The organism is Methylobacterium sp. E-025, from assembly GCF_022829705.1.
GTDB lineage: Bacteria > Pseudomonadota > Alphaproteobacteria > Rhizobiales > Beijerinckiaceae > Methylobacterium.
Map to the genome: position 1 here is coordinate 156,901 of NZ_JAKSYR010000062.1, position 13,032 is coordinate 169,932.

Below are 13,032 nucleotides of genomic sequence, written 5' to 3' on the forward strand. Positions count from 1 at the left end.
GGCCGGGCGGGGCCGCGCGGGTGACAGGACGTCGTCCCTATCGGAACGGCCCATCGCCCGACACGTTGACCGGCGCTTGCCTAGCGCACATCAGGTCGGAACAGGGGCGGATCGGGAAGATCATGAACGGTGAGTCGAAGCCGGCCGGTGCGGGCGGTCAGGACAGCGAGCCGGGAGCGCCCATGGTCAGCGCGGAGTTCCGGCGCTTCGCCGACGACGTTCCGCTGATGATGTGGCGCTCGGACCATCTCGGCCACGCGATCCATCACAACGAGTGCTGGCTCCAGTTCACCGGGCGGCCGCTGGAGGAGGAGCTCGGCGCCGGCTGGCGCACGGGGCTCCACCCGGACGACTTCGAGCGCCACGCGCGCATCGTCTCGGCCGCGTTCACGGCGCGGGAGCCGTTCACCGTGGAGTTCCGCCTGCGGCGCCACGACGGGGCCTATCGCTGGCTGCTCGACACCGCCCGGCCGCTGACCGAGGACGGCGAGTTCCGCGGCTATCTCGGCTCGTGCTTCGACATCACCGACCGCAAGCATGCCGAGGTGCATATCGAGGAGGCGCTGCAGGAGAAGGAGACCCTGCTCGCCGAGGTCTACCACCGGGTCCGCAACAACCTCCAGGTGATGGTCAGCCTGATCGGGCTCTACGGCCGCGCGGCGCCCGAGCCCTGCCGCGGCAGCTTCGAGGCGCTGGGCCAGCGGGTGCGGGCGATCGCGCTGGTGCAGCAGCACCTGCACGAGGCGCCGCACATCGCCTCGATCGACCTGCGCGACTACCTGCACCGGCTCGCCTCCGGCCTCGGCCAGCTGCGCCGGGCCGGCCGCATCGGCGTCCATCTCGGCGGCGCCGGCACCAGCCTGGTCGAGCCGCGCACCGCCAACGCCCTCGGCATGATCGTCGCCGAGATCGTCGCCGAATGCCTCGACGCCACCGCCGAGAGCGTCGCCTGCGCGATCGCCATCGACATCGACGCGGCCCCCGGTGCACCGGTGCGTCTCTCGATCGTCTCCGGCGCCGGCGACCAGGCGGAGTCGGGTCGGCCGAACATCCCGAAGCTGGGGCCGCGGCTGATCGCGGCCTACGCCGCCCAGGCCGAGATCGCGGTCACCGGCGTCGCAACCGCCGAGGATCCGCTGCGGCTGCAGCTGCCGGAGGCGCGGGTCGAGGACCCGGCCTGAGCGGGCGTCGCGATTCGCATCGGCCGGGGCGGCGACCTATATCCGGGATATCCCGCGCCCCCCGACACGAAACCGGCCGAGCATGCTGCCTCCGATCGAGACCATCGTCGAGAACTTCGAATTCATCGACGACTGGGAAGAACGCTACCGCTACCTGATCGAGCTCGGCCGCACCCTGCCGCCGGCCGACCCGGCCCTGCATGCCGAGTCGAACAAGGTGCTCGGCTGCGCCAGCCAGGTCTGGATCGACCTGAACGTCGACGCCTCGGGCGACGTGCCGCGCCTGCACCTGCGCGGCGACAGCGACGCCCACATCGTGCGCGGCCTCGTCGCGCTGATGGTGGCGCTGTTCAACGGCAAGACCCCGCGCGAGGCGGCCGACACCGACGCCTTCGCGCTCTACACCAAGCTCGGCCTCGGCGAGCACCTGACGCCGCAGCGCTCGAACGGGGTCCGCGCCATGGCGGACCGCATCCATCGCGACGCGGTCCGCCTCGCCGCCTGAGCGCGCGGGGCTTACGCCCGGTCCCGCCACAGCCGCATCCGGGCGTGGTCGGGCCCGACCGCCTCGCGCTGCAGGCCGTAATGCTCGGCGAGGCGCCCGAGGGCGATCTTCGCCACCACCTTGGCGGAGCGCGCCGGCCAGCGGCGCTCCTCCTCGATCCGCTCGAGCCCCTTCACGTGGCCGCACAGGTCGATCAGCAGGCCCGACAGGTCGTGGCCGACCGCGGCCATCGCCCGCTCCACCCGGGCACGGGCCGCCATCATCGCATCCGAGGCGCCGGCGGCGTCGCGCGGGCCGGAACCGTCGACGCGGATCGCGCTCCAGTCGATGCCCATTCGTGGCATCATCAGGCCCGTGGTGATGTCGCGGCGCAGACGCTCGCCGGCCTCGAACGAGGCCCGGTCGAGGAGGGGCGCCCCGTCCCGGCCGCGCCGCCGCACCATCCAGGCGATCGGGCTCTCGGCGGCGTCGCGCAGGCGTCGCTCCGCCCCCTCGCCCTCCACCACGAGGTCGAGATGCTGGCCGCGGAACGCTTCGCCGGCCGGGGCGTCGCCGCGCCTGAGGCGGGCACGGCCGGCCGGCGCCAGCAGGATGCGGCCGCGCGGACCCGGCTCGCGGTGGGCGAGGTCCGCGGCCAGCAGGCGCTCGCCCGACGCCGCGGGAAAGCGCCCGCCGCCGAGCGAGACGCCGCCGCCGCACCGCACGATCAGCATCGCATCCTCGACCGGGTCCGGGAAGGCGTAGGCGCCCTCGGGCGCGAGCGCCGCGAGCAGCCGCTCGCCGGCGCGCCCGAGCGCGGCCTCCGCGCGCGGCACGGCCACGGGGCGGGCGGTCCGGGCCTGAGGAGTTTTGTTCATGTTTTGTTCCCAACGCGAACGATCTTCGTCACGGCGAAGGAAACAGGAGAGTCTTGAAAATCGTCCTAGATCAAGACTTGACGGCCCGCGCGCTGTGGAGCGTCACGCAGCTCACGCCGTGGGTTGGGTCGGCGGATGCTTCAGCACCTCGGCGATCTCGTCCTCGGACTTGCCGCGAACGTCGTAGCCCATCGCGGCGAGCCGCTCGACCAGCCCGTCGCTGTCGGCCGCGGACCGGGCGGCCCACTCCGCCAGGACGTCGTTCGCCTTGTCGAGGTCGTCGGTGGGGATCTTGGGATCGCTCATCGGAACAGACCGCTCACGGGACAGGACTGAGGCAGTGCAAGGTTCGTTCCTCTGGCAGCGCGAGCGAAGCCGGGTGCGCCCCGGCTTCGCCTCCGGCCGCCTCAGGCGGCTTCGTCGTAGTTGCCGTTGCGGGTCTGGCCGAGGCCGATCGCCTTGGCGAGGTCTGAGCGGGCCTTGGCGTAGTTCGGTGCGACCATCGGGTAATCCGGCGGCAGGCCCCACTTGGCGCGGTACTGCTCGGGGCTCATGTCGTACTTGGCGCGCAGGTGGCGCTTGAGCGACTTGAAGGTCCGGCCGTCCTCCAGGCAGATGATGTGGTCCGCGGTGACGGACTTCTTCACCGGCACGGCCGGCGTCAGCGGACCGGCGGGGGCGGCCGCCTCGACCTGCCCGCCCGCGACCTGCACCAGCGAAGCGTGGACGCGGCCGATCAGCTGCGCCAGCTCGCCCGGGGGGACCGGATTGTTGCTGACGTAAGCCGACACGATGTCGGCGGCGAGTTCCACGTAATCGACCGTGGTGTCTGTGTCGTTCATGTTCGGCGATGTCCCCTGGACGCTGAGGCAGTCGACGCGTCCCGAGCGGCGCGGACCCTCGGCCCCGACGTCTCGTGGTGCGATGCGGGCATTCCCGCAACAATGGTCGTCCTGCCCGCAAGTGCTGAGTGAAATGCGGCGACCCCTTTCGCCACGACATCTCAATAGGATATTTGCAGATCGGCCGCAAGTTGCTCGACGGCAGCTTGGATACGCAACGTCAACTATCCGGAAGAATATTTCAGCTTGCCGACATCGCTCAAACAGATGCCTACTCAAGGGCGAAGTGCTGGCGACGAGTTTCGCTACCTCTGATTGCGCCTCCCTCGGCGGACGCCACGCCGCCGCCCGCCACCGAGAGCCTCGCGGCGAAAGCTGTCAAGCCAAGTCCTCGCCAAGTCCTCGTCCGCATCAAGCCCTCGTCCGCACCAAGCCCTCGTCCTCGCCAAGCCCTCGTCCTGGTCAAACCCTGGCGCGGCCGCGCTCGGCCCGGGCACCCCGTCCGCGCGATGCCCCGCCCGGCCAACACCATCCGATCGCGAGCGTTTCGACGCCGGGTCTTGTCCGGGAACGGGCCGCACGGCACATGCGCAGGCTCGAAGATTCTCCACGGGAAATTTCAGATGGCGTTCGAAACGGCTCACGTCCCGCCCGCATCCGACGCACCGAAGGCGCCGCGCCGGCCGCACAGCTACGTCGTCCATGGCCGCACCATCACCGATGACTACGCCTGGTTGAAGGCCGAGAACTGGCAGGATGTCCTCAAGGACCCGGCAGCCCTGCCCGCGGACATCGCGGACTACTTGAAGTCCGAGAACAACTACGCGCAGGTTGCGCTCGCCGACGCGGCGCCGCTGCGCAGGACCCTGGTCGCCGAGATGCGCGGCCGCATCCGCGAGGACGACAGCGGCGTGCCGACCCCGGATGGGCCGTTCGCCTATTACAACCGCCACCGCGACGGCGGCCAGCACCCGCTGATCTGTCGCCGGCCGACCGGTTCCGTCGACGACGCGGGGGCCGAAGAGATCCTGATCGACGGCGACGAGGAGGGCGCGGGCCAGGCGTTCTTCGAGATCGCCGGGGCCGCCCATTCCGACGACCACGCCCGCCTGGCCTGGGGCGCAGACACCAAGGGCTCGGAGCTCCACACCATCCGCGTACGCGACCTCGCCACCGGGACCGACGCGCCGGACCGGGTCGAGGCGACCTCCGGCGAGGCGGTGTGGTCGGCCGACGGCATGGGCTTCTGGTACGTGGCGGTCGACGCCAACCACCGGCCGGCACGGGTGATGTACCACCGCCTCGGCGCGGACCAGGCCGACGACCTCGCGGTCTACACCGAGCGCGATTCCGGGTTCTTCGTCCATATCGGGGCGACGCAGTCGGGCGGCTACCTCACCATCACCGCGAGCGACCACGAGACCTCGGAGGTCCACCTCCTGGACCGCGCCGGGCCGGACGGGCGCCTGCGCGTGGTGCAGCCGCGCGAGCCGCTGCTGATCTACTCGGTCGAGCATCGCGGGACGGATCTCTACATCCTCACCAACGCCGACGGCGCCGAGGACTTCAAAATCGTCACAGCCCCGGTGGCCGACCCGGGCCGGGCGCACTGGACCGACCTCGTGCCGCACCGCGCCGGCACCATGATCCGCCACCTGCACGTGCTCGCGGCGCATCTGGTCCGCCTCGAGGTGGAGAACGCCCGCCCGCGGATCATCGTGCGCGACCTCGCGACCCGCGAGGAGCATGCGGTGGCGTTCGCCGAGGAGGCCTACTCGCTCGGCCTCCAGCCCGGCTACGCGTTCGAGACGGCGACGATCCGGTTCGCCTACTCGTCCATGACGACGCCGACGGAGACCTGGGACTACGATTGCGCCACCCGCGCCCGGCTCCTGCGCAAGCGCCAGACCATCCCGAGCGGGCACGCGCCGGAGGATTACGTCACCCGGCGCCTGTTCGCGACCGCCGCCGACGGCGAGCAGGTCCCGATCTCGCTGCTGCACCGGCGCGACCTCGTCCTCGACGGGTCGGCGCCGCTGCTGCTCTACGGCTACGGCGCCTACGGCACGCTGATGCCGGCGGCGTTCCGCACCAACCTGCTGAGCCTGGTCGACCGCGGCTTCGTCTACGCCATCGCCCACATCCGCGGCGGCACCGAGAAGGGCTGGCGCTGGTACCTCGACGGCAAGCGCGAGAAGAAGCCCAACACCTTCTCAGACTTCGTCGCCTGCGCCCGGGCGCTGATCGCCGCGAACTACACGTCGGAGAAGCGGATCGTCGCGCATGGCGGCAGCGCCGGCGGCATGCTGATGGGGGCGGTGGCCAACCTCGCCCCCGAGCTGTTCGCCGGCATCATCGCCGACGTGCCCTTCGTCGACGTGCTCAACACCATGCTCGACGCCGAGCTGCCGCTGACCCCTCCGGAATGGCCGGAATGGGGAAACCCCGCCGAGAGCGAGGCGGCGTTCCGGACGATCCTGTCGTACTCGCCCTACGACAACGTCGCGGCCAAGGCCTATCCGGCGATCCTGGCGCTCGGCGGCCTCACCGATCCGCGCGTGACCTACTGGGAGCCGGCGAAATGGGTGGCGCGCCTGCGCGCGACCATGACCGGCGGCGGCCCGGTCCTGCTGCGCACCAACATGGAGGCCGGCCACGGCGGCGCCGCCGGCCGCTTCGACCGGCTCGAAGAGGTGGCGCTGATCTACGGCTTCGCGCTGGCGGCGGTGGGGAAGGCTTGAGGGGACGCGGGGTGGCGCCGCCGAGATAGGAACACGCCCTCCCCCCACTGCGGGGGAGGGAGGACGCGCATCACGGCTGGGCGGGCGGCGGGCGGATGTCGAGCGGGCGCTCGGCCGGCGGTTCGGCGGTCTCGGCGCGGGCGCGGCGGGCAGCCTCCTCGGCGGCCTGCGCCTTGAGCCGGGCCTGGCGGGCGGCCTCCTCGGCCGCGGCCCTGTCGGCGGCCGCCTTCTCCGCAGCCGCCTTTTCCGCAGCGGCCTTCTCGGCGGCGGCCTTGAGGGCGGCGGCGCGGGCCTTGTCCATCTCGATCCGGGCGCGGCGGCGCTGGCGCTCGATCTGGTCGGCCTCGATCAGCTCGATGGTCTCGAGCTCGCGCTGCAGCACCAGGGCGGCGAGCCCGGTGGTGAGCGGGCCGACGTCGAGGCTGCGCTCGGGCGCGGCGAGCGGGCCGGCGAAGCCGAGCTGGATCGCGGGCGGCCCGCCGCTCCAGCCCTTCGGCGCCACACCGCCGCCGAGCGTGCCGCGGGCGTCGAGCCGGCTCGTTCGAAGATCGTAGCCGAGCGTCCCGTTCCAGCGCGCCGCGCCGAAATCGAGGTCGAGCGGCCCGGCGCGCACGACCCCTCCGATGATGGTGGCCGGCGCCGAGGCCGGCTGCGTCGTGCCGGCAGCGGCCTTCGACAGCTCCTCGGCGACGAGGGCCTGGAGCCGGCCGTCGCGCAAGGGGTCCTCGATCTGCAGGGCGCGGACGAGGGCGCGCCCGACGGCGGCGGGATCGGTCTCGGGCAGGTTGAGGGCGGCGAGCGTGAGGCTGCCGGTGCCCGAGAGGTTGGCCGCCAGCGCGCCGGGCGTCTCGCCGGAGGTGCCGAAGCGCAGCGCCGCCGACAGGCGCCCGCCGAGCGGGCCGCCCCCCGCGAGCGCCGGGATCGACAGCTCGGCGACGGTACCCTCGCCCGCGATCGAGGCGAGGCCGCCGCGACGCGACAGGGTCGCCGAGCCGGCGATCCGCCCCTCGGCGAGCCTGGCCGAGAGGTCGCGCAGCGTCAGGGTCCCCTCCTCGAACCCCAACGCCATGGCGGCGCCCGAGGCGGTGAGCCCGCGCCCGAGCTCGAGCTGGTCGACCCTGAGGTCGAGGGAGACCGGCGGTCCCGGCGGTGGCACCGGGCCGAACCGGCCGGCGGCGCCCGCCGGCATCGCCAGGGCGGCCGCGAGGTGCGGCAGGGACAGGCGGGCGAGGCGCGCCGCTCCCGACAGCGCCCCGTCCGGCGCGCGGACGAGGGTCGCATCGAGGGCCGCCCCCGCGATCCGGCCGGCGAGCGCGGCACGCGCGTCGTCTCCCTGCCGGGTCAGCGCGACGGAAAGGTCGGCCGGCCACGGCCCCGGCGCGAGGGCGGCGGCGCCCGCCAGCGTCAGGAACGGCGCGAGGTCGGCGGTCTCGATCCGCAGCGCGCCGGATCGGGGCGGGCCGCCCTCGGTGGGAAGCCGCAGCGGCGTCGCGGTCGACAGCGTGGCGCCGGCGATCGTGCCGGTCGCCTGGAGCGTCAGGCCGCCGTCGGCCGCGCGGGCCGCCACCAGGCTCAGGTCGGCGGGCTGCTGCAGGCCGGCGATGTCGGTGCGGCCGAGCCAGGTGCCGGCCCGCGGCGTCGCGAGGCGGATCCTCGCCCCCTCGACCGCGCCGGCGCGGCTGACCAGCGACAGGTCGAGGCTGCCGCCCGCGGCCTGGCCCGTGGCGGCGAGCCGCAGCGCGTCGGCGTCGCCCGCGTCGCGCTCCAGCGTGACGGCGAGGTCGAGCGCGCCGGCGCGCAGGAAGGCCGGGATCAGGCGCGTCTCCGCGATCCAGACCCGGTCGACCAGGGCGAGCAGCGGCGCCGCCACCGGGGCCGAGAGCCGGCCGGCGACGCGCCCCGTGCCGTCGGCGCCGATCCGCCCGGACAGCTTGGCGTTGGCGCCGGCCAGGTCCGTCACGTCGAGGCTGTCGACGACGAGGGCGGCGCCGTCCGACTGGATGCTGGCCGAGAGCGTGCCGTTCCCGGTGCCGGTCACGCCGTAGCGCAGGTCGCGCGCCTCGATGGTCAGGCCGAGGTCGTGCCCGTGCAGCCCCGCGAGCGCGTTGCCGAGCGGCGGCAGGCCGGCAACGTCGAGGCCGCGGGCGCGGATCTGCGCGTCGAACCGGCCGCGGGTCCGGCCCTCGGCCGGGGTGTAGCGGGCATTTCCGGTGACCTGCGCCTCGCCCAGCGCGAGCCGGAGGTTGCGCAGGGAGAACGCGGTGCCGGCCGCCGAGACCTCGGCCGAGACCTCGACCGGCCGCCCGTCGAGCAGCGCCGTCGGCGGCCCGTCGAGGCCGAGCCGGCGCAGGTAGCGCCCGAGCCCGTCGGAGGCCGGGGCCGCGAGCGCGACCGGGCCGGTGAAGCGCGGGCTCGGATCGGTGTCGATCTCGCCGCTGGCCGTGACGGTCGCCGCACCCGGCGCCACGGCCGAGAAGCGTCGCAGCAGCAGGCCGCCGGTGCGGTCGAGGGTGCCCGTGGCCTTGAGGGTGGACCATTCCTCGAAGCCGAGCACGGCCGCCTCGACCGAGAGGTCGAGGTCGAGCATCACCGGCAGGCCGCCACCCGATTTCGCGCCGACCTTGGGCAGCCCGCGCGCCACGAAGGCCTGCCCGCCCGGCGAGAGCAGGAAGGCGTCGAGGTCGAGGCGGCGCGCCTCCAGGGTCAGCCCCGCGCGCCAGCGGCGCAGGTCGATCTGGCCGCTGCCGGAAAGCCGCAAGGCTTGCCCGCCCGGATCGATCTCGGCGTTGACGCCCTCGAACCGGACGAGGGCGCCGCGGGCCTTGAACTTGCCGCCCAGCGCGAACGGCAGGTAGGCGCCGGCGGCCTGGGCCGGCGGGCCGACGACGAGGCGGGCGCTGCCCTCGGCCTCGGCGACGAGCGGGCGCGGCTCGGTGCTGCGGGCGCCGCCGCGCGGATCCGCCGGCACGAAGGCGACGCGGGCGTCGGCCTCGAAGCGCGGATGGGCGTCGCCGCCGCCCGAGAGCTTCAGGGCGACGGCGCCGTCCGCCGCCGGCTCGCCGCTGACCAGGGTGAACGGCAGGCCGCCGCTGGTGCCCGCGACCCGCCAGGGGCCGACGAGGGCCGGCGCCTGGATCTGCACGGCTTCCGCGTAGAACTGGTCGGTGCGCCCGGTCGCGGGCACCACCGTGGTCAGCAGCAGCTGCTGGACGTGGAGGTCTTCGATCGCGAGGTCGCGGCCGCGCAGGGCCTCGCCGAGGCCGGCCGGCACCACGAGGGCGTCGCCCTCGGTCACCGGCAGCTTGACCTCGGCGCGGCCGATCCGGGTCTCGGTGAAGCGGAACGCGCCCGCCAGCAGCGGGCTCAGGCCGAGCTCGGCCTTGACGAAGCGCAGATCGAGGGCGGGCCGTCCCGGCTCGTCGCCGAGATGAAGGCGGTCGAGGCGCAGGCGCGGCGAGGGCAGCAGCCGCACGTCGATGCGGCCCTCGCTGCGCACCGGCAGGCCGAGGGACCGGCTCACGGTCGCGTCGACGAAGGCGCGATGGGTCGGCCAGTCGATGAAGGGCGGCACCGCGAGCGCCGCGACGAGGATCAGGATGACGGCGCCCGCGAGCGCGGTCAGGAGGTCACGCACCGTGATCGTTCCGCATGCACCCCGCGCCACCCGGCGGGTTCACGGCGGGCATAGCACGGCGCGGGACCGCAGGCGCCAGGGCGCCCGCGGCCTTGGTTCAACGCCCGCGGGCTCGGCTCAGCGCCGGGGGGCGACGATCACGCCCGGGGTGGGTTGGGGCGCCTGCATCTGCTGGCTGCGCTGGATCTCCATGCGCGTGGTGTTGTTCTGCGAGGTGAGGTTCTGCTGCAGCGCCCGGGACTCGCCCTGGCGGGCGAAGGACTCGTTGGCGGCGTCGGGGTTGCCCTGCCGGACCTGCGCGAGGGCGGGCGTGGCGGCGAGGGCGGCGATGATGGCGATCGGCACGATGCGCATCGGGCGCTCCTGTGTGGGGGATGTCTGTCGATGATGTGAGCAAGCGGCCGGCCTGCTTCAAGTTCCCGCCCGGCGGCCGCGCGGGGCGGCGACATTGCGTCCGGGCCTCGGGCTCCGGGCCTCGGCGATCGCGCCTCAGCGTCGAGGCCTCGGCGTCCGGGTCTCGACGCCGTTCGCGTTTTGGTCCAGGGATTGCCCATGCCGAACTCTTCGCATGCGACGCCGCCTTCCGACGCGGAGCGTGGCTCCAGCTCCATCGCCGCCCGCGCCATGGGGGCCTTGCGCCCGAGCGCGTCCTCCTATCTCGACGGCCTGAACGATGAGCAGCGCCGCGCCGTCGAGGCGACGGAGGGCCCCGTCCTGGTGCTGGCCGGCGCCGGCACCGGCAAGACGCGGGTGCTGACGACCCGCATCGCCCACCTGATCACGACCGGCCGGGCGCGGCCGTTCGACATCCTGTCGGTGACCTTCACCAACAAGGCCGCGCGGGAGATGAAGCACCGCATCGGCACGCTGATCGGGCCGGCCGGCGAGGGCATGCCCTGGCTCGGCACCTTCCACGCCATCGGCACCAAGATCCTGCGCCGCCACGCCGAGCTGGTGGGCTTGAAATCCGACTTCACGATCCTCGGCACCGACGACCAGCTGCGCCTGATGAAGCAGGTGCTGAAGGACCAGAACATCGACGAGAAGCGCTGGCCGGCACGCGCGCTCGGCCACGTCATCGACGGCTGGAAGAACCGCGGCCTCGGCCCGGACCAGATCCCGGCCGGCGAGGCGCAGGCCTTCGCCTTCGGCAAGGGCGGCGACCTCTACGCCGCCTACCAGGCCCGGCTCGTCACGCTCAACGCGGTCGATTTCGGCGACCTGCTGCTGCTCTGCCTCAAGCTGTGGCGCGAGAATCCGGACGTGCTGGCCAACTACCAGGACCGGTTCCGCTACATCCTCGTCGACGAGTACCAGGACACCAACGTCGCCCAGTACCTCTGGCTCAGGCTGCTCGGGCAGGTGCGCAAGAACATCGCCTGCGTCGGCGACGACGACCAGTCGATCTACGGCTGGCGCGGGGCCGAGGTCGACAACATCCTGCGCTTCGAGCACGATTTTCCCGGTGCCGTGGTGGTCCGCCTGGAGCGCAACTACCGCTCGACGGGCCACATCCTGGCCGCCGCCTCGGGCCTGATCGCCAAGAACCAGGGCCGGCTCGGCAAGACCCTGCGCACGGAGGACGAGCTCGGCGAGCCCGTCACCGTGTCGGGCGCGTGGGATTCGGAAGAAGAGGCGCGGCTCCTGGCGGAATCGATCGAGGCGCTCCAGGCCAAGCAGCACCCGCTCTCCGAGATCGCGGTGCTGGTGCGGATCTCGGCGCAGATGCGCGAGATCGAGGACCGCTTCGTCCAGCTCGGCCTGCCCTACCGGGTGATCGGCGGCCCGCGCTTCTACGAGCGCGCCGAGATCCGCGACGCGCTGGCCTACCTGCGCGCGACCAACAACCCGTCCGACGACCTCGCCTTCGAGCGGATCGTGAACACCCCCAAGCGCGGCCTGGGCGACGCGACGCTGCAGCAGCTCCACCTCTACGCCCGCGCCGAGCAGGTCCCGCTGCTCCATGCCGCGCGAAAGCTCTGCGAGACCGACGAGCTCAAGCCCCGCGTGCGCTCGACGCTGCGCGCGCTCACCGAGAGCTTTTCGCGGTGGGCCAGGCTCGTCGAGAGCAACCCGCATTCCGAGGTGGCGCAGACCATCCTCGAGGAATCCGGCTACACCGAGATGTGGCAGAAGGAGAAGTCGGCCGACGCCGCCGGGCGGCTGGAGAACCTCAAGGAGTTCGTCCGCTCGATGGAGGAGTTCCCCGACATGGGCGCCTTCCTCGAGCACGTCTCGCTGGTGATGGAGGCCTCGGAGGCCGAGGGCGCCGAGCGCGTCTCGCTGATGACCCTGCACGCGGCCAAGGGCCTGGAATTCGACACGGTGTTCCTGCCCGGCTGGGAGGACGGCCTCTTCCCGAACCAGCGCGCCCTCGACGAGAGCGGCCGCGCGGGCCTCGAGGAGGAGCGTCGCCTCGCCCATGTCGGGCTGACGCGGGCCCGCAAGCGCGCGAAGCTGTCCTTTGCCGTCAACCGCCGCATCCACGGCCTGTGGTCCTCGACCATCCCGTCGCGCTTCATCGACGAGCTGCCGGAATCGGCGGTCGACGTGATCGAGGCGCCGGCCCACTTCTCCGCCGGCGCCTCGCGCTTCGACCGCAATCCGCAGCCCTTCGGCTCGAGCTACGGCACGCCGGGCTGGCAGCGGGCGCAGGCCAATACCGGGCAGCAGAACAACTTCGGCAAGGGCGCGGCGCACACCACCGCCCGCGGCTTCGGCGCCTCGCCCGGCGGCGGGCGCGGCGGCCCGCGCCAGATCGAGGGCGAGCTGATCGCCAAATCCACCGGCACGCCCTCGGCCTTCGAGGCCGGGATGCGGGTTCTGCACACCAAGTTCGGCCCCGGCGACGTGGCCGCCGTCGACGGCAACAAGCTCACCGTTGACTTCGACAAGGCCGGTCGCAAGATGGTGCTCGACAGCTTCCTGCAGCCGGCCTGAGGCCGCTCGCGGACGAGCGTGACGTCGGGCGTAGGACACGACCTTGGGCGGACCGGACACGGCCCCATCCCCCGACCGTCCCGGCGCACCATCCGCCGTCGTCCGAGCCATTTCAGCAACACCTGCCGGGCCCCGTCATGCGGCCGTCGCATCGCCCGACTCTATGGTGCGCGCGTTGCATGCTCCGGCAACGACCAGGCGGGCCGCGCAGCGGCTCGTCTTGTCCACAAGCTTCGTGTCGAGGGCCGGAACCGGCTCGAGGCAGCGTCATTGCTTCCGAGAGGAGAGATAAGCCCACGATACGAAGGTTAGAGCGAAGAGCGGTTTCTGGT

Annotated in this window: 9 protein-coding genes; 4 read left to right on the forward strand and 5 right to left on the reverse strand. The window is 73.0% G+C overall.

Annotated elements, in window-relative coordinates; translation table 11 throughout:
- Window positions 1–182 precede the first annotated feature (182 nt).
- Both MKK64_RS06445 and MKK64_RS06450 read left to right on the forward strand, forming a co-directional pair.
- Window positions 183–1,181: a sensor histidine kinase gene (locus MKK64_RS06445; protein ID WP_243932837.1), complete on the forward strand. Its 999-nt coding sequence runs from the start codon at window positions 183–185 to the stop codon at window positions 1,179–1,181.
- 82 nt (window positions 1,182–1,263) lie between these two features.
- Window positions 1,264–1,686 carry a SufE family protein gene (locus tag MKK64_RS06450; protein WP_147726948.1) on the forward strand — a complete coding sequence of 141 codons (423 nt, stop codon included), beginning with the start codon at window positions 1,264–1,266 and terminating at the stop codon, window positions 1,684–1,686.
- An 11-nt stretch (window positions 1,687–1,697) separates the two neighbouring features.
- Here the strand turns inward: MKK64_RS06450 and MKK64_RS06455 are convergent, their stop codons facing one another.
- From MKK64_RS06455 to MKK64_RS06465, 3 genes are all read right to left on the reverse strand, one after another.
- Entirely contained in the window at window positions 1,698–2,543 is an 846-nt protein-coding gene (locus MKK64_RS06455) for a DUF6456 domain-containing protein (RefSeq protein WP_243932714.1), read from the reverse strand.
- Between the two features lie 111 nt (window positions 2,544–2,654).
- Window positions 2,655–2,849 (reverse strand): hypothetical protein, encoded by a 195-nt coding sequence (locus MKK64_RS06460; protein ID WP_147729092.1) that lies wholly within the window; start codon window positions 2,847–2,849, stop codon window positions 2,655–2,657.
- Window positions 2,850–2,950: 101 nt separating this feature from the next.
- A complete protein-coding gene (locus MKK64_RS06465) occupies window positions 2,951–3,385 on the reverse strand; it encodes a MucR family transcriptional regulator (RefSeq protein WP_147729091.1) in 435 nt (144 codons plus the stop codon).
- Between the two features lie 623 nt (window positions 3,386–4,008).
- Between MKK64_RS06465 and MKK64_RS06470 the strand changes: the two genes are divergently transcribed.
- Window positions 4,009–6,126 carry a S9 family peptidase gene (locus MKK64_RS06470; protein WP_243932716.1) on the forward strand — a complete coding sequence of 706 codons (2,118 nt, stop codon included), beginning with the start codon at window positions 4,009–4,011 and terminating at the stop codon, window positions 6,124–6,126.
- Between the two features lie 70 nt (window positions 6,127–6,196).
- Here the strand turns inward: MKK64_RS06470 and MKK64_RS06475 are convergent, their stop codons facing one another.
- Both MKK64_RS06475 and MKK64_RS06480 read right to left on the reverse strand, forming a co-directional pair.
- Window positions 6,197–9,760 (reverse strand): AsmA family protein, encoded by a 3,564-nt coding sequence (locus MKK64_RS06475; RefSeq protein WP_243932719.1) that lies wholly within the window; start codon window positions 9,758–9,760, stop codon window positions 6,197–6,199.
- A 117-nt stretch (window positions 9,761–9,877) separates the two neighbouring features.
- Window positions 9,878–10,114 carry a hypothetical protein gene (locus MKK64_RS06480; protein WP_147843467.1) on the reverse strand — a complete coding sequence of 79 codons (237 nt, stop codon included), beginning with the start codon at window positions 10,112–10,114 and terminating at the stop codon, window positions 9,878–9,880.
- 198 nt (window positions 10,115–10,312) lie between these two features.
- Between MKK64_RS06480 and MKK64_RS06485 the strand changes: the two genes are divergently transcribed.
- Entirely contained in the window at window positions 10,313–12,700 is a 2,388-nt protein-coding gene (locus MKK64_RS06485) for an ATP-dependent helicase (RefSeq protein WP_243932721.1), read from the forward strand.
- Window positions 12,701–13,032 lie beyond the last annotated feature (332 nt).

Bases quoted from the DNA above. Each gene is read 5' to 3' on its own strand.
- MKK64_RS06455 (WP_243932714.1), bottom strand. From the start codon at position 2,543: ATGAACAAAACTCCTCAGGCCCGGACCGCCCGCCCCGTGGCCGTGCCG.
- MKK64_RS06465 (WP_147729091.1), bottom strand. From the start codon at position 3,385: ATGAACGACACAGACACCACGGTCGATTACGTGGAACTCGCCGCCGAC.
- MKK64_RS06445 (WP_243932837.1), top strand. From the start codon at position 183: ATGGTCAGCGCGGAGTTCCGGCGCTTCGCCGACGACGTTCCGCTGATG.
- MKK64_RS06480 (WP_147843467.1), bottom strand. From the start codon at position 10,114: ATGCGCATCGTGCCGATCGCCATCATCGCCGCCCTCGCCGCCACGCCC.
- MKK64_RS06470 (WP_243932716.1), top strand. From the start codon at position 4,009: ATGGCGTTCGAAACGGCTCACGTCCCGCCCGCATCCGACGCACCGAAG.
- MKK64_RS06460 (WP_147729092.1), bottom strand. From the start codon at position 2,849: ATGAGCGATCCCAAGATCCCCACCGACGACCTCGACAAGGCGAACGAC.
- MKK64_RS06450 (WP_147726948.1), top strand. From the start codon at position 1,264: ATGCTGCCTCCGATCGAGACCATCGTCGAGAACTTCGAATTCATCGAC.
- MKK64_RS06485 (WP_243932721.1), top strand. From the start codon at position 10,313: ATGCCGAACTCTTCGCATGCGACGCCGCCTTCCGACGCGGAGCGTGGC.